Below are 24,127 nucleotides of genomic sequence, written 5' to 3' on the forward strand. Positions count from 1 at the left end.
GTCCCGCACCTCTGCCACCGTCCGTCCGGCGGCTGGCCGCACCCGCACCGAGGAGGACCGCCGCATGTCCGACCCGCTCGCCTGGCTGCCCGAGGCCGACCACCGCCTGCTGGAGTCCTACCGCCGCATCGGCTGCTCCGAGACCGAGGCGCGGCTGGCCGTCGGCGGCGACCTGCTCCAGCGTTGGTGCTCCTCGGGGGGCACCGAGGTCACCCAGGCCGACCTCGACCGCTACCTCGAGGCGAGCGGGCTCACCGTGGAGGCGGTCGTCGACGCACTCGGCCTGAGGTTCGACGCCTCGGCCTGACCCGACCGGGTCGCCGGCCCGCGGTACGGTCCCCCTCCCGACCGTCCCGCCGCCCCCCAGCTCCGAGGTCCTCATGCCCACGCCCGCCCGCACCCGCACCTCCCGCCGGACCGCCCGGCTCGCGCCGCTCGCAGCGGGGGTGCTCCTCGTCGCGGCCCTCGCCGGCTGCGGCTCCGACGACGACTCCGGCGCCGAGGGCCCCGGTGGCCTCGGCGGCTCGGCCGGCGTCGGCGAGGACGTCGTCGTGCTCGACCAGGCGCAGGTCGACCGGGCCGTGCTGTCCCCGGACAACCTCGGCCTCGGGTTCGAGCCGGAGCCCGACGACGGCGCCGACGACGAGGACGACGAGGACTCCGCCGGGCTGGGCTGCCTGGCCGCGGTCGACGAGGACCTGGACCAGGCGGAGGCCAAGGCGGAGGCGTCCTACGAGGCCACCAACGAGCTCGGCACGCCGTCGGTCTCCAGCGGCGTGTCGTCGTTCGCGACGACCGACGACGTGACCGAGCGCTTCGACCGGCTCCGCGCCGCGCTGGAGGACTGCGACCGGATCGACGTCACCGAGGACGACGGCCCGTCGTTCGCGCTGGAGGTGGACTCCGACGACGCGACCGTCTCCGACGAGGTCGACGAGCAGCTCAACATCAGTGCGGTCGGCTCGGCCACCGCCGAGGGCTTCGAGCTGCCGGTGACGATCCGCCTCTCCGCCGCACGGATCGACAACCACGTCGTCTTCCTCAGCCGCTTCGACCTCGGCGAGACCACCGGCGAGCTGACGCCCTACACCGAGGCCGCGGTCGGCCGGCTGCTCGCTGTGCTGGCCGGCGACGAGCCCGACGAGGAGCCCGTCGTCGCCGACACCGGCGCGGGCGGCAGCGGGGACGCCGCGTGATGCTCCGTCGGCTGCTCGTCGCCCTGTGCGCGCTGCTCGCCCTCGCGCTCGCCGCGCCCGCCACCTCGGCCACCGCCGAGCCGACCGCGCCCGACGAGGCGGACGACACGGACCTCGCGCTGGTGCTCGCCGTGCCGCACGCCGAGCTGGGGGCCCCGACGCCGGCGACGCTCACCGCGACGCGCGGCGGCGAGCCGGTCCCCGGCCTGGTCGTCGAGGTCACCCGCACCGGCCCGGCGCCGGCCGGGCCGGCGACGACGACCACCACCACCGACGACGCCGGGGTGGCGAGGTTCGACGTGCTCGTGACGGCGTACGGCGAGTTCTCGGTCTCCGCGACCGTCACCGCCACCGCGGGGACGTTCCTCGGCACCGCCGGCCCGGTGGTGGCCCAGGGCTACGTCCTCGACAGCTGCGGCGGCGGGTACCCGGGTCGGACCGCCGACGACGCCGCGCGCCGTTGCTCGCCGCCGGAGCCGATCCTCATCCGGACCAAGGACGCCCGCAACGGCGACGACCGAATCCGCGTCGACAACCTCAGCGGGGGCGGCACCGTCCGCGTGCTGCTCTCCCGCCACGACGGCACGGGCCGGCAGCGCATCCGGACCGCGAGGATCGCGGAGGGGGAGCACCGCTGGTTCCGGGTCACCGACCACAACGGCCGGCGGGTGACCCGCTACTCCGTGGTGGTCGTGCCGGCCGACGGCCCCGGGCGCACCCGGACCTTCTACGCCCGCTGACCCCCGGTCAGCGGATCTGAGCGCCCGAGATCGCGCGCGCGATGACGAGCCGCTGGATCTCCGAGGTGCCCTCGAAGATCGTGTAGATCTTCGCGTCGCGCGCCATCCGCTCGACCGGGTACTCCCGGGTGAAGCCGTTGCCGCCGAGCACCTGCATCGCCTGCCCGGTCACCTTCACCGCGGTCTCGCCGGCGACGAGCTTGGACATCGAGCCCTCGGCCGCGTCGAACGACTTGCCCTGGCTGGCCATCCACGCGGCGCGCCAGACCAGCAGCCGAGCGGCGTCGATCGAGGTGCGCATGTCGGCCAGCGCGAAGGCGATCGCCTGGTTCTCGATGATCGGCCGGCCGAACTGCTCACGCGTCCTCGCGTAGTCCAGCGCCACCTCGTAGGCCGCCCGCGCGATGCCGACGGCCTGCGCGCCCACCGCGGGGCGGGTGCGCTCGAAGGTCGCCATGCTGGCGTTGCCACCGGCGCGCGTGCCCTCGCGGGCCCGGGCCAGGCGGGCGTCGAGCTTCTCCTTGCCGCCGAGCAGGCAGCGGCCGGGCACGCGCACCTGGTCGAGGACGACCTCGGCGGTGTGCGAGGCGCGGATGCCGTGCTTGTGGAACTTCTGGCCCTGGGTGAGCCCCTTGGTGCCGGGCGGGACGACGAACGACGCCTGCCCGCGGGCGCGCAGGTCGGGGTCGACGACGGCGGTCACCACGTGGACGTCGGCCAGCCCGCCGTTGGTGGCCCAGGTCTTGGTGCCGTTGATGACCCACTCGTCGGTCGCCTCGTCGTACGTCGCGCGGGTGCGCATGGCGCCCACGTCGCTGCCGGCATCGGGCTCGGAGGAGCAGAACGCACCGAGCCGCAGGTCACCGGGCTCGCCGAACATCTGCGGCACCCACTCGCCGACCTGCTCGGGCGTGCCGTTGGCGCTGACGCCGGCGGCCGCGAGCGCGGTGCCGACGATCGCGAGGCCGATGCCGGCGTCGCCCCAGAACAGCTCCTCCATGGTCACCGGGATGCCGAGCCCGGTCTCGTCGAAGCTCTGGGTGGCGAAGAAGTCCAGGGAGTAGAGGCCGATCTTCGCGGCCTCCTCCAGCACCGGCCAGGGGAACTCCTCGCGCTCGTCCCACTCCGCGGCCGCCGGCCGGATGACGTCGGCGGCGAAGGAGCGGACCCAGCTCTGCAGCTCGAGGTGGTCGGGGCCGAGGTCGAAGGAGGGCGTCGTCACGTACCGGAGGGTAACCACGCCCGTCGCCGCTCGCGCGCGCCGACGCGCAGGCGCTCGTTCATGCGTCCGCGGGCGGCTCGTCGTCGGCGGCGTCCGGCTCGGCCGGGTCGCCGTCGGCGAGGATCCCGTAGAGCCGGCGGCGGGTGTCGACGAGGACGTCGACGGCCGCGCGGCGCTGCCCGTCGGTGCCGGAGGTGACGATCTGCCACACGGCGCTCATCACCTGGCCGATCTCGGGTCGCAGGTCGACGCCGCCGCGGGAGTCCTCGCGGGCGGCCTCGAAGGGGGTCCAGACGGCGGCGAGCTCGTCGGGGTGCCCGGCGACGTACGCCCGGCCCTCCTCGGTGAGCCGCAGCGCCCGGCGGCCGCGGGCGGCGTCGGTCTCGACGAGCCCCTCGTCCTCGAGCTGCTGGATGGTCGGGTAGACCGAGCCCGGGCTCGGGCGCCAGGCGCCCTGGCTGCGGTCGGTGATGGCGCCGATGACCTGGTAGCCGTTGAGCGGCTCGGCGTCCGGCGCCTGGGCGAGGACGTCGAGGATCGCGGCGCGCACGTCGCCGCGGCGCACGCGCGGACCACGGCGGCCCTCGCGCCCGTCGGGGGCGCCGAAGAGCCCGGCGAACCACGGGGGCGGGCCGCTGCGGCGACCGCCGCCGTGCCCGTGGCGGCCGGCGCCGCCCTGGTCGGCCCAGGGCGGTCCCCAGGGACCGCCGCGGTGGGGGTGGGAGTGGTGCTTCATGGATGTCTCCGAACGTTGGTGGTATCGCGACAACTTCGCGATATATCGCAAGCGTACGCCGAGTGCTGGCACCGGACAAGCGCGGCGACCTGACAAACGTCATCCCCGACCGGTGAGCCCCCGCACTGGCCGACCACCACGGCCGGCGGGAGGGTGGAGCCATGACCACGCACGCACCCCCCGGCCCCCACATCGAGGTCCGCGACCTGCGCCGCAGCTACGGCAGCGGCACGACCGCCTTCGAGGCCGTCCGCGGGATCGACCTGGTCGTCGAGCCCGGCACGGTCGTCGCCCTCCTCGGCACCAACGGCGCGGGCAAGACCTCCGCGCTCGAGGTGGTCGAGGGGCTCGCGCCCCCCACCGCGGGCGAGGTCCGGGTACTGGGTCTGGACCCGGTCGCCGACCGCGCGGAGGTACGCCGCCGCACCGGCGTGCTGCTGCAGACCAGCGGCTTCCCCGCCGACCTGACCGTCGGGGAGACCCTGGCGATGTGGGCGGCGACGATGACCGTGCCCCGCCCGGTCGCCGACGCGCTGGCCGACCTCGACCTGGCCGACCGCGTCGACGTGCGCGTGCGCAGCCTCTCCGGGGGCGAGCTGCGCCGCCTCGACCTGGCCTGCACGCTGCTCGGCGAGCCGGAGGTGGTGCTCCTCGACGAGCCGACCACCGGCCTGGACCCCGAGAGCCGGCGGCGCGTGTGGGACCTCGTCGCGCGGCTGCGCGGCCGCGGCTGCTCGGTGCTGCTGACCACCCACCACCTGGAGGAGGCCGAGACCCTGGCCGACCGGGTGGCGATCATGCACGCCGGCCGCATCGTCCGCGAGGGCACGCCGGCCGAGCTCGGCGCGGACCTGCCGGCCACGATCCGCTTCGAGGGCACGCCCGCCGAACTGCCCGGCCTGCCCGACCCGGCCGCGCTGCCCGCGGCCGTGCGGGTCACCACCGAGCACGGCTCGACCACGGTCGAGTCGACCGACCTCCAGGTCACGCTGACGGCCCTGCTCGCGGCCGCTGCCGAGGGCGGCGTACGGCTCGAGGGGCTGGACGCCCGCAGCGCGACGCTCGAGTCGGTCTTCCTGGCCATCGCCTCGGGCGCCCACTCCGACGACCGCGCTCTGGAAGGAGCCGACCGATGACCACGCTCTCGCTCCCCCGCACCGTCGGGCTCGCCCGGGCCAACGCCACCCTCGTGGTGCGCAACCGGCTGACGCTCGTCTACGCCGTCGTCCTGCCGCTGCTGCCGCTGCTCCTGCTGCTGGTCGGCGACTCCGGCTCCGAGGGGTCCGGCGGCGCCGGCGCGGCCGCGATCGTGACCGCGCTGATGATGGCGGCGCTCTTCCCCGTCTTCTACAACCTGCTCTCCCAGCTGGTCACCCGCCGCGACGAGCTGGTGCTCAAGCGACTGCGGACGGGGGAGGCGACCGACGCCGAGATCATCACCTCGCTCGCGCTGCCGGGCTTCGTGATCGCGCTCGGCACCGCGATCGTCGCGGTGCCGGTGGCGATGGTCCTCGGGCAGGACGCTCCGCTGAACCCGCTGCTCTACGCCGTCACCGTCGTCGTGACGCTGCTGCTCTTCGCGGCCTTCGCGCTGTGGACCGCGGCCTGGACCAAGAACGCCGAGGCCGCCCAGATCACGTCGATGCCGGTGATCCTGCTGGCGGTGCTGGGCCAGGTGGCGATCGGCTTCCCCGACGAGGTGCGCCGCTTCACCGACCTGACGCCCGGCGCGGCGATGACCGACCTGGTGCGGGTCACCTGGTTCGGCTTCGACACCGGCGACGTCGAGCGCACCCTCGACTTCGCCGACACCTGGGCCGCCGCCGGCCAGCCCCTGCTCGTCCTCGTCGCCTGGGCCCTGCTCGCGGTCTACCTCGCCCGCCGCTCGATGCGGTGGGAGCCCCGGTCGTGACGGGTGGCGGTGCTCGTGTCCGCGGCTAGGGTCGAGCCCGTGGCGGGACGGTGGTGGCGCGGCTCGTGGAGCGGGCGCGACCAGGTCGAGCGGGTCGACCTCTACACGCGCCAGTCGCTCTACGCCATCGCCGCGGCGATGAACGGTCTCGTGCTGTTCAGTGCCGCCGCGGTCGCACCGGAGCACCCGGTCGCCTACGTCGCCCTCCTCGTCGGCGGGGTCGCGCTCACGGTCACCTCCGCCTGGGCGCTGCGGGACGCGATCCGGCTCTACCCGCACCCCGGCCCGATCCCCCGGCGCAGCACGCTCACCCTCGCCGGCCTCGCCCTCGTGGCGGTCCCCGCCGCGGCCGCGCTGCCCGGCGAGCTGCCCGCGGCCGCCGGCCTGGTCGTCGCGTTCTCGCTGGCCTGGGGGCTCGGCGGCTACTGCGACCAGCGCGTCGCCGCGGCCACGGTCGTCGCGGTGGGCCTGGCCTCCTGGCTGCCGGCCCGCGAGGCCGGCCCGGCGGCGTACGGACTGCTCGCCGGGGCGTTCTTCATGGTCACCGCCCGGCTCTCCCTGTGGCTGCTCGACATCGTCGTGGAGCTCGACCGCGGGCGCGACGCCGAGGCGGCGCTGGCGGTGGCCGAGGAGCGGCTGCGCTTCTCCCGCGACGTGCACGACGTGCTCGGTCGCCGGCTGTCCACGATCGCGGTGCAGGCCGAGCTCGCGGCGACGCTGGCCGCCCGCGGTGACGACCGGGCCGCCGACCGGATGCTCGAGGTCCGCTCGCTGGCCCACGACGGGCTGCGCGAGGCGCGCGAGCTCGCCCGCGGCTACCGCGCCGTCGACCTCGACCAGGAGCTGCACGGCGCCGTCTCGCTGCTGCGCTCCGCCGGCATCGAGGCCACCTCCGCCGTCGACGACCTGCCCGCCGACTGGCACGAGCCCGCCGCCTGGGTGGTCCGCGAGGCCGTCACCAACGTGCTGCGGCACTCGCGGGCGACCCGGGTGGAGCTGTCGTACGCCGACGGCTCGCTCACCGTCCGCAACGACGGCGCCCTGCTCGAGACCGGTGGCGACGGCAGCGGCGGCACCGGTCTCGCCGGCGTCCGCGCCCGGCTCGCCAGCCTCGGCGCCGGCCTGGAGACCTCCCGCGACGCCGACACCTTCACCGTCCGGATGGTGCTGCCGTGACCACCCCCGCCGACCCCGACCCGATCCGGGTGCTGCTCGCCGACGACGAGAACCTCATCCGCGAGGCCCTCGCCCAGATGCTCGACCTCGAGGACGACCTCACCGTCGTCGGCCAGGCCGCCACCGGCACGGAGGCCGTCGCCGTCGCCCTCCACGCCCGGGTCGACGTCGCCGTCCTCGACCTCCAGATGCCCGGCCTCGACGGCATCGCCGTCGCCGAGGAGCTGACCCGCACCCTGCCCGGCTGCGCCACCGTCATCGTCACCAGCCACGGCCGCCCCGGCCACCTCAAGCGCGCCCTGGCCGCCGGGGTCCGCGGCTTCCTGCCGAAGACCACCTCCGCCGCGACCCTCGCCCAGGTCGTCCGCACCGTCCACGCCGGTGGGCGCTACGTCGACCCCGACCTGGCCACCGAGGCCATCGCCGCCGGCGACAGCCCGCTCACCCCCCGCGAGTCCGACGTCCTCGAGCTCGCCGCCGACGGCGCACCCGTCGACGAGATCGCCGCCCGCGCCTCCCTCTCCCCCGGCACCGTCCGCAACTACCTCTCCAGCGCGGTCACCAAGCTCGGCGCCGCCAACCGCCACGACGCCTGCGCGGTCGCCCGGCGGATGGGCTGGATCTGACCCGTCCGTCGTCGACCGACTACCCGAAGTCGGTCACGGCGCCCCGCGACCTGGGGTAATGCTTCGATTGGGGCACTTCTGGTAGCCCGTCGACGGACGTGCGCGGCGGGCGCGCCGCCCCGAGCCGGCGCCGGAGGCACACGACGGGCGGGCAGGCCCGGTCGTGGATGGGCCTGGCGGGGCCGGAGCGAGGAACGAGCGGAGGCCCTGGTTGACCGGGCCTGCCCGCCCGGCGGGAGCCGCAGGCCCCGGCCCCAGCGGCGGACCGTGCGCCGACAGGCCGCCTCCCGGCTCACGGGGTCTCGAGACAGTTGCCAGCGCAACTTCCTCGACCAGCGGAGGGTGGGCGGGTCAGCGGGCGAGCCAGGCGGCGTACGCGTCGAAGGTGTAGGGCCGGCCGAGGAAGTCCTCGACCAGGTCGGCGGCGTCCTTGGCGCCACCGGGGGCGAGCACGCGGTCGCGGTAGCGACCGGCGACCTCGGGGTCGAAGAGGTCGGCGGGGTCGAAGGCGCTGAAGAGGTCCTTGGCAATGACCAGCGACCACATGTAGGTGTAGTACGCCGAGGAGTAGCCCCCGAGGTGGCCGAAGCTGGCGAACATGTGGGTGTCGTCGATCCACCGCAGCGGGGAGTAGCGCTCCTGCAGCTCGACCATCCGCGCGGTCAGGTCGTCGGGCCGCTCGGCGTGGAAGCAGTAGGACATCGCGGCGTAGAACATCTGCACCCGCGCGGCCAGGCCCTTGCCGAAGTCGTCGGCCCGGCGCATCCGCTCGACGAGGTCGGCCGGGATCGGCTCGCCGGCGGCGTCGGTCGCGAAGGACCGCAGGATGTCGGCGTCCCAGGCCCACTCCTCGAGCATCTGGCTGGGCGCCTCGACGAAGTCCCACTCGGTGGCGACGCCGGCGAACCGGGCCCACCGGCCGTGCCCGCCGAGCACGTGGTGCACCAGGTGGCCGAACTCGTGGAACAGCGTGACGACGTGGTCGTGCTCCATCAGCCCGCGGGAGAAGTTGCAGACCAGCACGCCCTCGGGCAGCTGCTTGCCCGCGACGCCGTCGACGAGGGTGAACTGCGCGGCGTGGCCGTACTTGCCCTCGCGGGGGTGCAGGTCGAGGTAGATGCGGCCGACAGGAGAGCCGTCGACGGTCGAGGTGACGTCGTACGCCGTCACGTCGGGCGCCCAGACCGGCGCGTCGGGGACCGGCTCGTAGTGCAGCCCGAAGAGCCGGCCGGTCACGTCGAGCAGGCCCTGGCGCACCTTCGGGAACTCGAAGTAGGTCCGCACCAGCTGCGCGTCGACGTCGAGCTGCTCCTTGCGCACCAGCTCCTCGTAGTAGGAGGAGTCGACGGCGGTGAGCGCGTCGGCGTCGGGGCGGTCCTGCTGCAGGCGGGCCAGCACCACGGCCAGGTCACGCTCGGCGGGCTCGCGGGCGGCCTCGGCGATGCGGCCGATGAAGGCCGGGATGGCCGGGCCGGAACCGATCATCTTGACCTCGGCGTCGTACGACGGCCAGTCGGCGTGGCCGACCAGCTGCGCGCGCTCGTGGCGCAGCGCGAACAGCTCGCGCAGCACCTCGTCGTTGTGCGGCCACCCGCGCTGGAGGAACGCCACGGCGATGTCGCGCCGCACGTCGGCGTCGTGGCAGAACGTGCGGACCGGTACGACGTCGGGGTAGTCGGTGGTGACGGTGACCAGGCCGTCGTCGCCGGCGGCGGGGTGGGCGTCGAGCCAGTCCTGCGGCATCCCGGCCAGCCGCTCGGGCGCCACCCGGATGGAGCGCACGTCGTCGCGGATCGTGCGGGAGAAGGTCTGGTCGAGCTCGGTCAGCCGGTCGTTGAGCTCGGCGATCCGCGCCCGGGTGCCCTCGTCGCGGTCGACGCCGGCGCGGCGGAAGTCGCGCAGCGAGCGCTCGAGCAGCCGCGTCGCCTGCTGGTCGAGGCCCGACGGGTCCAGCGCGGCGAGCAGGTCGTGCAGCGCGCGGTCCTGGGAGAGCTCGGTGGCGAGCTTGTCGACCTCCCGCTCGGCGCGGTCGCCCTCGTCGCGCACCGCCTCGTCGGGGTGGACGTTGCCGAGGAGCGACCCGGCGGCAGCGACGTTCGAGAGCGTGAGGGTGACCTGGTCCCACTGCTCGAGCGTGGCGAGCGCGTCGGCCGGCGGGGCCGAGCGCAGCTGCTCGACCAGCGTCCGGGCCCGCGCCAGGCCGTCGTCGGTGCGGGCGCGGAGCCACGCGGCGGCGGCCGGTGCGTCGGGCAGGTCGAGGGGCGCCAGCGGGGCGGGCTGCGGCGAGGAGGTCACGCGCCCGACTGTAGGGGCGGGTGCCGACTGCAGGGGCGGGTGCCGACGGTCACGTCCGTTCGCCGATGCGAGGGGGCGCCGCGGCGTACGCTCGGGGGGTGCTCCCCCGGTCCCCGCGCGCCCGCGTCGCGTCCCTCGTCGCGACCGCCGCGCTCGCGCTCGGTGGCCTCGCCGCGACCGGGACCGGGACCGTCGCCCCGGTCGGCACCGCAGCCGCGGCGACCACCTCGACCGCACGGACCACGGTCCCGGCAGCGGACCCAGCAGCGGACCGGACCCTGACCAAGAAGGCGAAGGACCCCCGCAAGACCCGCGGCCTCTTCGTCGACCAGCGGATGCCGGCCTTCACCCAGGGCGAGGTCCGGCACGCGCCGATCGCGAAGAAGGCCCAGGCGCTGTGGCTCGGCATCGAGTACTACGGGACGCCCTCGGTCCGCGGCGTCGTGCAGCAGTACACCGACCTCGCGGTCGCCGCGCGCAAGACCCCCGTGCTCGTCGTCTACTCGATCCCCGACCGCGACTGCGACCAGTACTCCGCGGGCGGCGCGGCCGACGGCCCGACGTACCAGGGCTGGGTCAAGCAGGTCGCCGCCGGCATCGGGTCCAGCAAGCCGCTGGTGATCGTCGAGCCCGACGCGATCCCCTTCATCGGCGACCCCGGCTGCGACGACGTCGCCGACCGGCTGGCGCTGCTGCGGTTCGCGGTCAAGCGGCTCGCGGCGGCCGGCGCGTGGGTCTACCTCGACGCGGGCCACAGCGGGTGGACGCCGTACGACGGTCGCGCGGCGCTGCTGAAGCGGGCCGGGGTCGGCTTCGGGCGCGGCATCGCGACCAACGTGTCGAACTTCCGCGCCCTGGCCGACGAGAAGGCCTACGGCACGCTGCTGCGCAAGGAGCTCAAGAAGCTCGGCGTCACCGGCGTCAAGCAGGTCGTCGACACCTCCCGCAACGGCGCGCGCAACCCGGTCGCCGGCGACGTCATCAACCCCACCTGGGCGCGGGTCGGCAAGGCCCCCAAGCTGGTCTTCGACGGCGGCCTCGACGGCACGCTGTGGGTCAAGCACCCCGGCGAGTCCGACGGCCCCCTCAACGGCGGCCCGGCCTCCGGCGTGTGGTGCGACCTGCTCGCCGACCGGCTCCTCGGGCTGGCCGAGCGCCCCGGCTGCTGACCCGGCTGCCAGCTCGGCGGGCCGCCGGGACTACCAGCCCCAGGTGCCCGGCTCGCCCTTGAACGGCCCGACCACGGCCGAGGTGATCCAGCCGCCGTAGAACGACCCCGGCTGCGGCACCACCCGCTCGCCGTCGACGAAGCACGCGTCGACCGCGGACGGCATCACCGCCACCGCGTCGGCGAGGTCGCGGAACGCCGGCGTCGGGTCGGGGTAGGTCCAGGCCGCGCGCTCGGCCACGACCGCACCGTCGGCCCCGCCGACCAGGTCGAAGTACGCCGCCCACCCCTTCCACTCGCACGCGCTCGAGCCCTCGGTCGGCCGGAGCGCGCCGTCGACGAACGCCGCCCGCGGCAGGTAGTACGTCGGCGGGTGGCTCGTCTCCAGCACCCGCCACCCGCGGGTGGTCGAGGCGACCGTCACGCCACCGAGCACCACCTCGAGCCGGGCGGTGGTCGTCTCCAGCCGCGGCGGCCGGGGGTAGTCCCACACCGACTCCTGCCCAGGCCCCGGCTGCTCGCGCTGTGGTCGTCGCACGTCTTCGACGCTAGCCCGCGGCCCTGCACGCAGCCCGTCACCGGGCCGGGCGTAGGTTTCCGCCCCGTGGCCGGAGCAGGTGGAGGGGCAGCGCGCGGGCGGTTCCGGGGGTTGCTGGCCGACACGAGGCCGCTGCGCAACGAGCACTTCCGGCGGCTGTGGGTCGCCAACATCATCACCGTCATCGGCGCGCAGCTGACCGTGGTGGCGGTGCCGGCGCAGATCTACGCCGAGACCGGCTCGTCGGCGTACGTCGGGCTGACCGGCCTCTTCGGCCTCGTCCCGCTCGTGGTCTTCGGGTTGTACGGCGGCGCGCTGGCCGACGTCTTCGACCGCCGCACGATCCTGGTCTGCACGACGCTCGGCCTGATCGTGACCAGCGCGCTGTTCTGGGCGCAGGCGGCCGTCGGCGGGATCGACGTGTGGCTGCTGCTGAGCCTGTTCGCGGTGCAGCAGGCGTTCTTCGCGGTCAACCAGCCCACGCGCAGCGCGCTGCTGCCGCGGCTGCTCGAGCCGCACCTGCTGCCGGCGGCCAACTCGCTGAACATGACCGTCTTCCAGGCCGGCGCCATCGCCGGCCCGCTGGTGGCCGGCGCGCTGATCCCGGTGCTGGGCTTCGAGTGGCTCTACCTCATCGACACCTTCACGCTGCTGGCCACGCTGGGCGCGGTCGTGCGGCTGCCGCCGCTGCCGGTGCTGGGCGCGATCGCCGGCACGCCGGGCCTGCGGTCGGTGGTGGAGGGGCTGGCCTACCTGCGCGGCCACCCCGTGCTGCTGATGTCGTTCGTCGTCGACATCATCGCGATGGTCTTCGGCATGCCGCGGGCGCTCTTCCCCGAGATCGCGCACCTGGACTTCGGCGGCCCGGACGAGGGCGGGCTGGTGTTCGCGGCGCTCTTCGCGGCCATCCCGGCCGGCGCGGTGGTCGGCGGCGTGCTGAGCGGCTGGGTCTCCCGCATCGAGCGGCAGGGGCTCGCGGTCATCTGGTGCATCGTCGTCTGGGGCGTCGCGATGGCCGGCTTCGGCGTCGCCGTGGGCCTGGCCGGCCAGTGGCGCGAGCCGATGCTCGTGGTCGCGCTGCTGATGCTGGTGGTCGGCGGCGCGGCGGACATGGCCTCGGCGGCGTTCCGCACCTCGATGCTGCAGGCCGCGGCGACCGACGCGGTCCGCGGTCGCCTGCAGGGCGTGTTCATCGTGGTCGTCGCCGGCGGCCCGCGGGTGGCCGACGTCGCGCACGGCGCCGCGGCGGCCGCGGTCGGCACGGCTGCCGCGGCCGCCGGCGGTGGCGTGCTGGTCGTGGTCGGGACGGTCGTCGCGGCGCTCGCGGTGCCGACGTTCGTCCGCTACCGCGTCACGCGCCCAGCAACCCCCTGACGTACGACGCCTGGCCGACGTGCTGGGTGTCGTCGTTGACGACGCTCACCAACCGGGCGCCGAGCGTCACCGGCGGGTCCCAGCTGTCGTCGACGACCCGGTCGAGGTCGTCCGCGCCGAGGGTGCCGAGGTAGGCGGCGGTCTGCTCGTGCACCGCGCGGAGGTACGCCGTCAGCAGGTCCGCCGACGCGCGCACCTGGCCGACCTCCTCCTCGGACTGGCCGTAGCCGGTCGCGTCGCGGTCGAACGGCAGCGCGAAGCGGTCCACGAACCCCTGGGCCGTCCACACCTGCTCCAGGCCCGCGACCTCGGCGACGTGGTCGTCCTGGACGCGGGCGAGGTGCCAGACCAGCCATGCGACCGGGTTCGCCCCGTCCGCCGGCCGGGCGGCCAGCTGGTCCTCGGAGAGGCCGTCCACGACCGCCGTACCGCTCTCGACGACGCGCTCGAACGATTCCTTCAGCAGCTCTGCGGGAGTCATGCCTACCGACGGTACGTCGCGCCTGGGGGTACCGGCCCCGCATGAGGCTCCCCTCCGTCCCCGGCCCGAGCGACCTGCGCCAGCTGGTCGACCAGGCGCTCGCCGTGGCGCCCCGCGCGGCGAACCTGCTCACCGGCGCCGAGGCGCTGCTCGCCCAGGCCGGCGGGATCGTCGGCCAGGTGCAGGCGCTGCTGCTGCACGTCGAGGGGCTGCTGGACGACGTCGACGGGACGCGGGTGCGCGCCGACGAGGTGATCGAGGGCGTGGACGCGACCTCCACGCGCGCCGACGGCGTCGTGGATCAGGCGTCGCGGATCGCCGACAAGGGCGAGGAGGCGATGGGCGGCCTCGACGACGTGCGGGAGCGCGCCGACGTGCTGCTGCGCCGGGTGGAGGAGGGCGCGGTGGGGCGGATGCTCGACCTCGCCGAGCGGCTCGAGCCGACGCTGCAGGCCCTCGAGCCGGTGCTCGTGCGCCTCGGCGAGTCCACGACGCCGGAGGAGGTCGACGCGGTCGTCGGGATGGTCGACAGGCTCCCGGCCCTCGAGACCGCCCTGCGCGAGGACGTCATGCCGCTGCTCCAGCGGCTCGACACCGTCGCGCCGGACATGCACGACATGCTCGAGGTGACCCGGGAGCTGTCCGAGCTGGTGATGAACCTCCCCGGCATGGGCCGGATCAAGAAGAAGGTCGAGGACCAGCAGGACGACTGACGCCGGAGTCGGCGGCAACGGCGTGGGTACCGCTGCTCCATGACGCGCTTCGGCTACACCCTCATGACCGAGCAGAGCGGCCCGCGGGAGCTGGTGACGTACGCCGTCGCGGCCGAGACCGCCGGCTTCGACTTCGAGGTCTCCAGCGACCACTACTCGCCGTGGCTGACCGAGCAGGGGCACGCGCCGTACGCCTGGACCACCCTCGGCGCGGTCGCCCACGCCACGGAGCGGGTGGACCTGATGACGTACGTGACCTGCCCGACGCTGCGCTACCACCCCGCCGTCGTCGCGCAGAAGGCCGCGACCCTGCAGATCCTCGCCGAGGGCCGCTTCACCCTCGGCCTGGGCAGCGGCGAGAACCTCAACGAGCACGTCGTCGGCGCCGGCTGGCCCGCCATCGGGCAGCGCCAGGAGATGCTCGTCGAGGCGGTCGAGATCATCCGCGCGCTGCACACTGGCGAGCTCGTCGACTACCGCGGCGCGCACTTCGACGTCGAGTCCGCCCGGGTCTGGGACGTCCCCGAGCAGGGTGTCGACATCGGCGTCGCCGTCGCCGGTGAGCGCGGCATGCAGCAGCTCGCGCCGCTGGCCGACCACCTCATCGCCACCGAGCCCCGCGCCGACCTCATCGAGGGCTGGAACGCCGTCGACGGCGCACCGAAGATCGGCTCGGGCGCGAAGGCGGTCGGGCAGATCCCGATCTGCTGGGGGCCCGACGAGGAGGCGGCCGTGGCACTGGCCCACGAGCAGTTCCGCTGGTTCGCCGGCGGCTGGAAGGTCAACTCCGACCTGCCCACCCCGGCCGGCTTCTCCGGCGCCACCCAGTTCGTCCGGCCCGAGGACGTCGCCGACGCCATCCCCTGCGGCCCCGACCTCGACAAGATCGTCGAGTCCGTCTCGGCCTTCTGGGAGGCCGGCTTCACCGACATCGCGCTGGTCCAGGTCGGCGACGCCCTGCAGGAGCAGTTCCTCACCGACGCCGCCGTCCCGCTGCTCGACAAGCTCCGCGCCGCCGCCCCGTGACCGCCCCCACCGCTGGTTGAGGAAGGCGCGCAGCGCCTGTCTCGAAACCCGGTGCGATGCCTGCGGCCTGGCGGTGGTCGCCGCCCTGCGCGGGTGCAGGGATTTCGACACGCTCAGGCGCTGCACGCCTTCGCGGCTCAACCAGCGGGGGCGCGGAGCTTGTCGAGGCGCTGGCGCAGGAGCGGCGAGCGGTGGGCGTTGCCGTGCAGCTCGACGTACTGCTCGCCGAAGACCGCGAGGAGGGCGTCGTCGAGGCGGCGGACCGCGCCGGGCGGGTAGCGGTAGTCCATCCGTTCGTTGAGGCCGATCGCGAGGGTGGGCCGCAGGACGTCGCCGAGCTCGTCGAGCGAGGTGATGCCGAGCTCCAGGAGGAGCCCGGAGATCCAGGCGTAGTGGTCGGTGCGCGACCAGCCGGCGTCGGCGTACTGCCCGGCGAGGAACGCCGCCAGCTCGCGCGGGTCCAGGCGCGGGTCGTCGTCCTCGACCGCCGGGAGCTGGGCCGCGGGCTCGGGGCGGAGCCGCTCGCGGATGGCGGAGAACTCGCGGTCGGCGAGCTCCAGCAGCCCGGCGGCGAGGGTGAACCGGCGGTCGAACTCCGGCGCGTGCTCCTCGGGCACCGACCCCTTGTAGCGGATGTCGTGCTCGAACTCCGCCCACGCGTGCTGCACCACCGTGCGCACCTGCACCTGGGCGACGCGCCCGCGCAGACCGGCGTACGCCGCCTGGGACTCGCGCGCGGCGTCGAGCGCGACCAGCAGGTGGCGCGAGGCGTACCCCCACCGCCCCTCGCTGGCGGTCTGCTGGCCCATGTCGCGGTCGTCGTGGACGACGACCTGGTCGGCGAGGAGGCCGGCGACCGCCTCGACGTCGTCCTGGACGTAGGTGATGACCCGGACGCCGAGCTGGTCGGTGATGTCGGTGAGCGGCGCCGGGTACATCGGCTGGCCGTCGCGCACCCGGCCGGCCTTCTCGGCGAACGACACGACCGACTTGGTGCGCCCGGTGACGGTCAGGTAGTTGATGCCGGCCTCGTCGAGGATCGAGGTGACCAGGGCGACCGCCTGCTCGCCGGCGGCCGACAGCTCGGCGTGCTGCGCGGCGTACGCCTGGATCGCCGAGCGGATCGCGGTGCTCTCGTCGGGCAGCGACGGGGTGACGATGTAGCCCTCGGCGAGGTCCCCGTAGACCGTGGTGCGGTCGGGGTGCAGGTCGGAGAAGCGCGCGACGTAGGCGCACACGACCGCGTCGACCTGGTCCTCGGCGACCCGCAGCTGGCTCTTGCGGGTCGCGGCCTCGACGGCGCGGCACAGCGCGGCCCAGGCGCCGCCGTCGCCACCGGTGTCGGTGCGCACGACCGACTCGACGTGGGTCATCAGCGTCAGCAGCTCGCTGCGCAGCAGGTCGACGTCGCGGCCGCGCTTGTCCTTGTACTTCAGGGTCTTCTGGAGCCCGAACAGCACGATCGTGGCCGGGTGGGGGTAGACCTCGATCGCCCGCCGCGCGCGCCCGGAGCGGGGGTCCATGTCGAGGCCGAGCCGCTTGCACACCCGCGCGCCCCGGGGGCCGTCGCGGAACTCCGGCTTGGACAGGTTCGAGGGGTGGCAGCCGGCCTCGAACCGGCGGAAGTCCTTGGTCAGCGCCTTCTCCGCCGGGCGCGACCCGGTCTCGTTGCGCACGACCAGGGGCGCGTCGACGGCGACCAGGCACGGCCCCTCGACGTACGCCGCGAGCCGCTCGACGATCTCCTCGTCGGTGCGCACCGCGGAGACGTGCACGAGCGCGCCGTCCTCGTCGAGCACGGCCAGGCCGGTGGGCTGGCGCTCGCCCCAGGCGAGGTCGATGCCGATGTGGTGCACCGGCCCAGCATGGCGCACCGTCAAACACTAGAGTGCCGCTCTACTTACCGACCGGTCACCGCGACGGTCGGTCCCAGGGGAGGGGACCACCATCAGCACCAGCACGTACGCCGTCGTCGGCGCCGGCCCGTCGGGCCTCGCGGCCGCGCGCAACCTGCAGCGCCTCGGCCTGCCGTTCACCGGCTACGAGCTGAGCCACGACGTCGGCGGCCTGTGGGACATCGACGCCCCGCGCAGCACCGTCTACGAGTCCGCGCACCTGATCTCGTCGAGGTCCACGACCCAGTTCGCCGAGTTCCCGATGGCCGACGACGTCGCGGACTACCCGAGCCACCGCGAGCTCAAGCGCTACTTCGGCGACTTCGCCACCCACTTCGGGCTGCGCGATCACTACCGCTTCAGCACCGAGGTCACCCGCGCCGAGCCCGTCCCTGCCGACGACCCGCGCGGCGGGTGGCTGGTCACCAGCACCGGCCCCGACGGCACGACCTCGACCGAGCACCACGCCGGCCTCGTCGTCGCCAACGGCACGCTCAGCGAGCCCAACGTCCCGACCTTCCGCGGCTCCTTCGACGGCGAGGTGATGCACACCAGCGCCTACAAGCGGGCCGAGGTGTTCGCCGGCAAGCGGGTGCTGATCGTCGGCGCCGGCAACTCCGGCTGCGACATCGCCGTCGACGCCGTCCACCACGCGGCGTCGGTCGACATGAGCGTGCGGCGCGGTTACTGGTTCGTGCCGAAGTACCTCTTCGGCAAGCCCTCGGACACCCTCAACCAGCGCAAGCCGCTGCCGCCGAAGATCAAGCAGGCGGTCGACTCGCGGGTGCTGCGGATGTTCACCGGCGACCCGACCCGGTTCGGCTTCCCGGCGCCCGACCACAAGATCTACGAGTCCCACCCGATCGTGAACTCGCTGGTCCTGCACCACCTCGGCCACGGCGACCTGAGCGTCAAGCCCGACGTCGACCGGTTCGACGGCAGCGACGTCGTCTTCGCCGACGGGTCGCGGGCGGCGTACGACCTCGTGGTGCTGGCGACCGGCTACCGCCTGCACTACCCCTTCCTCGACCGCGAGCACCTGGCCTGGACCCGCTGGTCGCCGGACCTCTACCTCAACATCTTCAGCCCCGCCCAGCGCGACCTGTTCGTGCTCGGCATGGTCGAGGCGTCGGGGTTGGGCTGGCAGGGCCGCTACGAGCAGGCCGAGCTGGTCGCCTCCTACCTCCGCGCCCGCGCGGACGACCCCGAGGCGGCCGCCGAGCTCGACCGGCGCGTGCAGGGGCCGGCGCCGGACCTGACCGGCGGCTACCGGTACCTCGGCCTCGAGCGGATGTCGTACTACGTCAACAAGGACGCCTACCGGACCGCCGTCCGGGAGCACACCGCCCGCCTCCTGGCCGGCACGAGCACCGGAGCCGGCCGTGGCTGACGTCGACACCGTCCGGATCGCCTTCGAGGAGGGCTCGCTGACGACGCTGAAGATCGTCATCGGCGCGATCCTCTTCGGCATCGCCCTCGACACCAGGCTCGAGGACTTCAAGGTCGCGGTACGCCGCCCCGGCACCATCGCGATCGGCGTGCTCGCGCAGTTCCTGGTGCTGCCGGCGCTGACCTTCCTGCTGACCCTCGTCCTGCAGGTGCGCGGCTCGGTGGCGCTCGGCATGATCCTGGTGGCCTGCTGCCCGCCGGGGAACGTCTCCAACATCCTCACCCACCGGGCGAAGGGCGACGTCGCGCTGTCGGTGTCGATGACGACCGTCGGCAACCTGCTGGCGATCTTCCTCATGCCGCTCAACGTCGCGCTGTGGGGCTCGCTGCACCCGACCGGCCAGGACGTGCTGCAGGACATCGAGCTGTCCGCGGTCGACATGCTCAGCGAGATCGGCTTCGTCATCGGCCTGCCGTTCGTCGCCGGCATCACCATCGCCCGGCTGTGGCCGACCGTCGCCGCCCGCGCGGGCAAGATCATCGGACCGCTGGCGTTCCTCGCCCTCGGCGCCGTCATCGTCATCGGCGTCAGCAACAACTGGGGCGTCTTCGTCGACTACATCGGCATCGTCGTGGTCGCCGTCCTCCTCCACGACGCGGTCGCGCTGCTCATCGGCTACGGCATCGCCAGGGCGACCCGCCTGCCCGACCGCAGCACCCGGGCGATGACCTTCGAGGTCGGCATCCGCAACGCGGGGCTCGGCCTGCTGCTGGTCTTCACCTACTTCGACGGCCTCGGCGGGATGGCGCTCGTCGCCGCCTGGTGGGGCATCTGGGACATCATCGCCGGGCTGGCCGTCGCCGCCTGGTGGGGCCGTCGGGCCCCGCGCGAGCAGAAGGTGGGAGCACCCGCATGACCGAGCAGCACCCCCCGACCACCCGGACCGTCCTGGTCACCGGCGGCAACGGGTTCCTCGGCTCCTCGGTGGTCCGCGGGCTCGCCGCCGGCGGCCACCGGGTCGTCAGCGCCGACCTGCGCGAGCCCCAGGAGCCCGTGCCGGGCGTCGAGCACGTCGTCTGCGACGTCACCGACGCCGCAGCGGTCCGCGCGGCCTTCGCCGGCCGATCGGTGGAGGTCGTGGTCCACCTCGCCTCGATCGTCACCCCCGGCAAGGACTCCTCCCGCGAGCTCGAGCGCCGCGTCGACGTCGACGGGACCCGGCACGTCCTCGACGCGTGCCTGGCCTCGGGCGTGCGCCGCGTGGTCGTCTCGTCCAGCGGCGCCGCCTACGGCTACCACCCCGACAACCCCGCCTGGTTGACCGAGGACGACCCGGTCCGCGGCAACGAGGTCTTCGCCTACTCCCACCACAAGCGGCTGGTCGAGGAGATGCTCGCCGAGCTCCGCCGCACCCACCCCGAGCTGGAGCAGGTCGTGCTGCGCATCGGCACGATCCTCGGCGAGACGGTCGACAACCAGATCACCGCGCTCTTCGAGTCCACGCGGCTGCTCAAGGTGCGCGGGTCGGACTCGCCGTTCGTCTTCATCTGGGACACCGACGTCGTCGCGATCATCCAGCGCGCGGTGACCGGCGAGGTGACCGGCATCTTCAACGTCGCCGGCGACGGCGCGATGACCGTCGACGAGATCGCCGCCGAGCTGGGCAAGCCGACCCTGGCGATCCCCGAGAAGCTGCTCCAGGCCGGCCTGTGGGTCGGGCGCCGCCTCGGGCTCACGGCGTACGGCCCCGAGCAGACGATCTTCCTCAAGCACCGCCCGGTGCTCGACAACACCCGCCTCAAGACCGTCCTCGGCCACACCCCCTCGCGCACCACCCGCGAGGCGTTCGCGTCCTGGCGCGCCGCACGGGGGATCTGAAGCCTCCCACTGCGGCCTCGTGATGCCAGGAGTGCGCCCGGGCGCACGCCCAGCATCACGAGGCCGGGGGTGGGCCGCCTCAGGCGAGCAGGTCGCGGGTGATGCCGGCGAGGTCGGTGACCCCGCTGAGGGCCATGGTCAGGTCGAGCTCGGCCATCAGGTGCTCCATGACCGCGCGGACGCCGTCCTCGCCGGCGAGCGCGAGGCCGTAGACCCAGGGCCGGCCGACGAGCACGGCCTGCGCACCAAGCGCGAGCGCCTTGAAGGCGTCCGCCCCGCTGCGGACGCCGCTGTCGAAGAGCACCGGCACCCGCCCGCCGACGGTGTCGACCACCGCCGGCAGCGCGTCGAGGGAGGCGATGGCGCCGTCGACCTGGCGGCCACCGTGGTTGGAGACGACGATCCCGTCGACGCCGTGCTCGAGCGCGAGCTGGGCGTCGCGCGGGTCCTGGATGCCCTTGAGCACGATCGGCAGCGAGGTCCGGTCGCGCAGGTAGGCCAGGTCGTCCCAGGTCAGCGACGACCGGGAGAAGACGTCGAGGAAGGTCTCGACCGCCGCCCGCGGCACCGGCGAGCGCAGGTTGTCGCGGAAGCGGCCGGGGTAGTGCCGCGTCATCGAGAGCAGCGCCCGCACCGCGGCGGGGGTGGGCCGCGGCTGCGGGCCGGCGACGGCCGGCGGGTTCGCGGCGCGGTGCTCGGCGAGCGAGCGGAAGTGCGGGTCGCTGACGTACTGCGCGATCCCCTCGGCCCGCGCGAACGGCAGGTAGGCGAGGTCCAGGTCGCGGGTGCGCCAGCCCAGGACGTGGGTGTCGAGGGTGACGACCAGCGCGTCGCTGCCGATCGCCTCCGCGCGGCGCACGAACGAGTCAACGACACCGTCGTCCTTGGACCAGTAGAGCTGGTACCAGCGCGGTGAGTCGCCGAGGTCGCTGGCGACCTCCTCCATCGGCACCGACGCCTGGGTCGAGAGCACCATCGGCACGCCGAGCGACCGGGCCGCGCGTGCGACCGCGTGCTCGGCCTCGCGGTGGGCCATCTCCAGCACGCCGATCGGGGCGAGGAGGTACGGCGAGGGCAGCCGGCGGCCGAACAGCTCCACGGACTGGCTGCGCTGCTCGACGTCGACCAGCATCCGCGGCACGATCCGGTGCCGGTCGAACGCCTCGGTGTTGGCGCGCACGGTCCGCTGCTGGCCGGCACCGCCGGCGACGTACGACCACGCCTGCGGGCTCATCCGCCGCTGCGCCGCCGCCTCCAGGGCGGCCGGCTCGACCGGCACCGCCGGGCGGCGGCCGAAGACGCCCTCGCGGTAGATCCGCGCCTGCACCTCGCGCCCCACGCTCGTCGCGGCCTCCACGGCCCGCTCCGCCATCCGGCCCACCTGCTGCACCGTCTCGCTCGTCACGAGGACCAGTCTGCCGTGACGTCGCTCACCGCACCTCGTTGGACGTCGCATGCGGTCCCGCCTGCTCGCGCTCGTCCTCGCCTCCACCGTCCTCGCCCTGGTGCTCCCGCTGCTGGCCCTCGCGCCGCACCCGGGCGTCGGAGCCGCCGCGGCCGCCGGCCCCCGCCCGCTCGTGGTCGAGGTCCTCTCCAACCGGGCCGACCTGGTCTCCGGTGGCGACGTGCTGGTCGCGGTCCGCCTGCCGCGCGGCGTGCGGGCCCGGGACGTCCGCGTGCGGGCCGGCAGCCGCGACGTGACCCGGCGGTTCGCGGTGCGCCGCGACGGGCGGTACGTCGGCCTGGTCACCGGCCTGCGGGTCGGGCGCACGACCATCCGGGCGACGGCGCCCGGGCGCGCCGGCTCGACCGTCGTCACCAACCACCCGGCGGGCGGCCCGGTCTTCACCGGTCCGCGGCAGCGGCACTACCAGTGCCAGGAGTCCGCGCGGAACAGCCGCTGCGAGGAGCCGGCCCGCTACACCTACCTCTACAAGTCGGCGAACCCGCTGCTCGCCGGCCTGCAGCCCTACGACCCGGCCGACCCGCCGGCCGACGTCGCCACCACGACGACCGACCAGGGCGTGCGCGTGCCGTTCGTCGTCCGCCGCGAGGACGGATACCAGGACCGCGACCGCTACACGATCCTCACGCTCTTCCGGCCCGGGAAGCCGTGGCAGGCGTGGGCGCCGCAGCGCCAGTGGAACCGCAAGGTGCTCGTGACGGGCGGCGGCGGCTGCGGCGCGTCGTACACCCCGGCGGACCCGCCGCTCGACGACTACGCCGGCACCATCCCCGCACTGCCGGGCATCGAGCAGTCCTACGTCACCGCGCTCGGCCGCGGCTTCGCGGTCATGTCGACCGCGCTCGCCAACACCGGCCACCACTGCAACGTCGCCGTGAACGCCGAGTCGCTGATGATGGCCAAGGAGCGGCTCGTCGAGCGCTACGGCGAGATCCGCTACACGATCGGCACCGGCTGCTCCGGCGGCTCGATCTCCCAGCACACCGTCGCCAACGCCTACCCCGGGATCTACCAGGGCCTGGTCACCACCTGCTCCTACCCCGACGTGCTGACCGCCGGTGCGCAGTTCGCCGACTACCACCTGATGCGGAAGTACTTCGAGGACCCGACCCGCTGGGCGCCCGGCGTCCTGTGGCTGCCGACGCAGGTGGCCCAGGTGGAGGGACACCTCACCCACCTCAACGCGGTCGTCGCCGACGAGGGCCTCTTCAAGTCCGCGCTGAACCCCGAGGACCCCTGCCCCGGCACCCGCGACCCCGTCGCCGGCGACCCGAGCACCCGCTACGACTCCGAGCGCAACCCCGGCGGGGTCCGCTGCTCGGTGCTCGACCTGATGGTCAACCTCCTCGGCCCTCGTCCCCGCGGGGCCTGGAGCGCGCAGGAGAAGCAGGTCGGCCGCGGGTTCGCCGGCATCCCGTTCGCCAACGCCGGCGTGCAGTACGGGCTGAAGGCGCTGCGCGCCGGGGCCATCACCCCCGCCCAGTTCGTCGACCTCAACGCCGCCGTCGGGGGGCTCGACGTCGACTCCGTCCGCCGCGACGCCCGCACCACCGGCGACCCTGCTTCGATCCGCCGCGCCTACCGCACCGGCCTGGTCAACGAGGCCAACCACCTCGACGAGGTCGCGATGATCAACCACGGCGGCCCGGACCCCGGGATCGCCCACGACTACAGCCACGCCTGGTGGACCGAGGAGCGGCTGCTCGCCGACCAGGGCCACACCGACAACCGGGTCATGTGGTTCGGCGCGGTGCCGCTCGTCGGCGACCTGACCTGGGCCACCGAGGCGCTGCTCGCGATGGACCGCTGGCTGGCGCGGGTCGAGCGCGACCGCTCCGCCCGACCGCTCGCGCGGAAGGTCGTCGCCGGCCGACCCGCCGACGTCACCGACCGGTGCCTGCTCACCGGGCTCGACCCGGTCTGCACGACCCGCGAGCTCGACGTGCTGCAGACCCGGCTCTCCACGCCGCGGCAGGAGGCCGGCGGCCCCAGCACCAACGACAACCTCGCCTGCCGGCTGCGGCCGTTGCGCCGTGCCGACTACGACTTCCTGCTCGTGCCGTTCACGGACGCGCAATGGACCCGCCTGCAGCGCGCCTTCCCCGACGGCGTCTGCGACTGGACCCGGCGCGGCCGCGGGCAGGGGCCGGCCCGCACGTGGCTGCGGTACGACGGCGCGCGCGGCGGCGCGGCGTACGGCGGTCGCGAGCTGCCGGCTCCCCCGCGCCACTCCGGCGCGGGCTGGTCGGCCCCGGCGTTCGCCCCGCTGCTGCGCCAGTAGCGACCCGGCGGCGCG

At 74.4% G+C, this 24,127-nt stretch carries 22 protein-coding genes; 15 read left to right on the top strand and 7 right to left on the bottom strand.

Translation table 11 applies throughout. From position 1 onward, the window contains the following. The first annotated feature begins 64 nt into the window (after positions 1-64). From QWY29_RS06715 to QWY29_RS06725, 3 genes are all read left to right on the top strand, one after another. Positions 65-307: a hypothetical protein gene (locus QWY29_RS06715; protein WP_300959925.1), complete on the top strand. Its 243-nt coding sequence runs from the start codon at positions 65-67 to the stop codon at positions 305-307. Between the two features lie 73 nt (positions 308-380). Beyond that, the gene (locus QWY29_RS06720) at positions 381-1,196 is read left to right on the top strand and encodes a sensor domain-containing protein (protein WP_300959926.1); all 816 of its coding nucleotides are present in this window, start codon (positions 381-383) and stop codon (positions 1,194-1,196) included. Beyond that, on the top strand, positions 1,193-1,936 hold the full coding sequence (locus QWY29_RS06725) for a hypothetical protein (protein WP_300959927.1): 744 nt from the start codon (positions 1,193-1,195) through the stop codon (positions 1,934-1,936). Before QWY29_RS06720 ends, QWY29_RS06725 begins: the two co-directional genes overlap by 4 nt. Before the next feature lie 7 nt (positions 1,937-1,943). Here QWY29_RS06725 and QWY29_RS06730 read toward each other — a convergent pair whose 3' ends face one another. Together QWY29_RS06730 and QWY29_RS06735 are read right to left on the bottom strand one after the other, a co-directional pair. Then, positions 1,944-3,158 (bottom strand): acyl-CoA dehydrogenase family protein, encoded by a 1,215-nt coding sequence (locus QWY29_RS06730; RefSeq protein WP_300959928.1) that lies wholly within the window; start codon positions 3,156-3,158, stop codon positions 1,944-1,946. A 58-nt stretch (positions 3,159-3,216) separates the two neighbouring features. After that, positions 3,217-3,894: a PadR family transcriptional regulator gene (locus QWY29_RS06735; protein WP_300959929.1), complete on the bottom strand. Its 678-nt coding sequence runs from the start codon at positions 3,892-3,894 to the stop codon at positions 3,217-3,219. A 161-nt stretch (positions 3,895-4,055) separates the two neighbouring features. Between QWY29_RS06735 and QWY29_RS06740 the strand changes: the two genes are divergently transcribed. Genes QWY29_RS06740 through QWY29_RS06755 form a run of 4 tightly spaced genes read left to right on the top strand, consistent with a single transcriptional unit; the run spans position 4,056 to position 7,608 of the window. Beyond that, the gene (locus QWY29_RS06740) at positions 4,056-5,030 is read left to right on the top strand and encodes an ABC transporter ATP-binding protein (protein WP_300959930.1); all 975 of its coding nucleotides are present in this window, start codon (positions 4,056-4,058) and stop codon (positions 5,028-5,030) included. Continuing rightward, complete coding sequence (locus QWY29_RS06745; RefSeq protein ID WP_300959931.1) at positions 5,027-5,806, top strand: ABC transporter permease; 780 nt, start codon at positions 5,027-5,029, stop codon at positions 5,804-5,806. The genes QWY29_RS06740 and QWY29_RS06745 overlap by 4 nt, the downstream gene beginning before the upstream one ends. Positions 5,807-5,845: 39 nt before the next feature. After that, complete coding sequence (locus tag QWY29_RS06750; protein ID WP_300959932.1) at positions 5,846-6,982, top strand: sensor histidine kinase; 1,137 nt, start codon at positions 5,846-5,848, stop codon at positions 6,980-6,982. Then, the gene (locus tag QWY29_RS06755) at positions 6,979-7,608 is read left to right on the top strand and encodes a response regulator transcription factor (RefSeq protein WP_300959933.1); all 630 of its coding nucleotides are present in this window, start codon (positions 6,979-6,981) and stop codon (positions 7,606-7,608) included. The genes QWY29_RS06750 and QWY29_RS06755 overlap by 4 nt, the downstream gene beginning before the upstream one ends. A gap of 351 nt (positions 7,609-7,959) precedes the next feature. Here QWY29_RS06755 and QWY29_RS06760 read toward each other — a convergent pair whose 3' ends face one another. After that, positions 7,960-9,903 carry a M3 family metallopeptidase gene (locus tag QWY29_RS06760; RefSeq protein ID WP_300959934.1) on the bottom strand — a complete coding sequence of 648 codons (1,944 nt, stop codon included), beginning with the start codon at positions 9,901-9,903 and terminating at the stop codon, positions 7,960-7,962. 98 nt (positions 9,904-10,001) lie between these two features. Here QWY29_RS06760 and QWY29_RS06765 point away from each other — a divergent pair, with 98 nt between their 5' ends. Further along, positions 10,002-11,072, top strand: coding sequence for a glycoside hydrolase family 6 protein (locus tag QWY29_RS06765; protein ID WP_300959935.1), 1,071 nt, complete (start codon positions 10,002-10,004; stop codon positions 11,070-11,072). Between the two features lie 30 nt (positions 11,073-11,102). On the opposite strand, the gene QWY29_RS06770 is transcribed toward QWY29_RS06765, so the two are convergent. Continuing rightward, complete coding sequence (locus tag QWY29_RS06770) at positions 11,103-11,609, bottom strand: DUF427 domain-containing protein (protein ID WP_300959936.1); 507 nt, start codon at positions 11,607-11,609, stop codon at positions 11,103-11,105. Between the two features lie 66 nt (positions 11,610-11,675). On the opposite strand from QWY29_RS06770, the gene QWY29_RS06775 reads away from it, so the two are divergent. Further along, complete coding sequence (locus QWY29_RS06775; RefSeq protein WP_300959937.1) at positions 11,676-12,983, top strand: MFS transporter; 1,308 nt, start codon at positions 11,676-11,678, stop codon at positions 12,981-12,983. Here QWY29_RS06775 and QWY29_RS06780 read toward each other — a convergent pair. Next, on the bottom strand, positions 12,961-13,464 hold the full coding sequence (locus QWY29_RS06780; RefSeq protein WP_300959938.1) for a mycothiol transferase: 504 nt from the start codon (positions 13,462-13,464) through the stop codon (positions 12,961-12,963). The genes QWY29_RS06775 and QWY29_RS06780 overlap by 23 nt on opposite strands. Before the next feature lie 41 nt (positions 13,465-13,505). Here QWY29_RS06780 and QWY29_RS06785 point away from each other — a divergent pair, with 41 nt between their 5' ends. Both QWY29_RS06785 and QWY29_RS06790 read left to right on the top strand, forming a co-directional pair. Continuing rightward, entirely contained in the window at positions 13,506-14,177 is a 672-nt protein-coding gene (locus QWY29_RS06785) for a hypothetical protein (RefSeq protein ID WP_300959939.1), read from the top strand. Positions 14,178-14,216: 39 nt separating this feature from the next. After that, positions 14,217-15,203, top strand: coding sequence for a TIGR03557 family F420-dependent LLM class oxidoreductase (locus QWY29_RS06790; RefSeq protein WP_300959940.1), 987 nt, complete (start codon positions 14,217-14,219; stop codon positions 15,201-15,203). A gap of 137 nt (positions 15,204-15,340) precedes the next feature. On the opposite strand, the gene QWY29_RS06795 is transcribed toward QWY29_RS06790, so the two are convergent. Then, entirely contained in the window at positions 15,341-17,077 is a 1,737-nt protein-coding gene (locus QWY29_RS06795; protein WP_300959941.1) for a DUF429 domain-containing protein, read from the bottom strand. Between the two features lie 73 nt (positions 17,078-17,150). Between QWY29_RS06795 and QWY29_RS06800 the strand changes: the two genes are divergently transcribed. From QWY29_RS06800 to QWY29_RS06810, 3 genes are read left to right on the top strand one after another with little or no spacing between them, the layout of a single operon-like run. Further along, positions 17,151-18,488, top strand: a complete 1,338-nt coding sequence (locus QWY29_RS06800) for a flavin-containing monooxygenase (protein ID WP_300960390.1) — start codon at positions 17,151-17,153, stop codon at positions 18,486-18,488. Next, a complete protein-coding gene (locus QWY29_RS06805) occupies positions 18,481-19,404 on the top strand; it encodes a bile acid:sodium symporter family protein (protein WP_300959942.1) in 924 nt (307 codons plus the stop codon). The genes QWY29_RS06800 and QWY29_RS06805 overlap by 8 nt, the downstream gene beginning before the upstream one ends. Beyond that, complete coding sequence (locus tag QWY29_RS06810; protein ID WP_300959944.1) at positions 19,401-20,366, top strand: SDR family oxidoreductase; 966 nt, start codon at positions 19,401-19,403, stop codon at positions 20,364-20,366. The genes QWY29_RS06805 and QWY29_RS06810 overlap by 4 nt, the downstream gene beginning before the upstream one ends. A gap of 79 nt (positions 20,367-20,445) precedes the next feature. On the opposite strand, the gene QWY29_RS06815 is transcribed toward QWY29_RS06810, so the two are convergent. Next, entirely contained in the window at positions 20,446-21,771 is a 1,326-nt protein-coding gene (locus tag QWY29_RS06815; RefSeq protein WP_300959945.1) for a lactate 2-monooxygenase, read from the bottom strand. Positions 21,772-21,820: 49 nt separating this feature from the next. Between QWY29_RS06815 and QWY29_RS06820 the strand changes: the two genes are divergently transcribed. Then, positions 21,821-24,112 carry a DUF6351 family protein gene (locus tag QWY29_RS06820; protein WP_300959946.1) on the top strand — a complete coding sequence of 764 codons (2,292 nt, stop codon included), beginning with the start codon at positions 21,821-21,823 and terminating at the stop codon, positions 24,110-24,112. Positions 24,113-24,127 lie beyond the last annotated feature (15 nt).

The organism is Nocardioides abyssi, assembly GCF_030412915.1.
Lineage (GTDB): Bacteria > Actinomycetota > Actinomycetes > Propionibacteriales > Nocardioidaceae > Nocardioides > Nocardioides abyssi.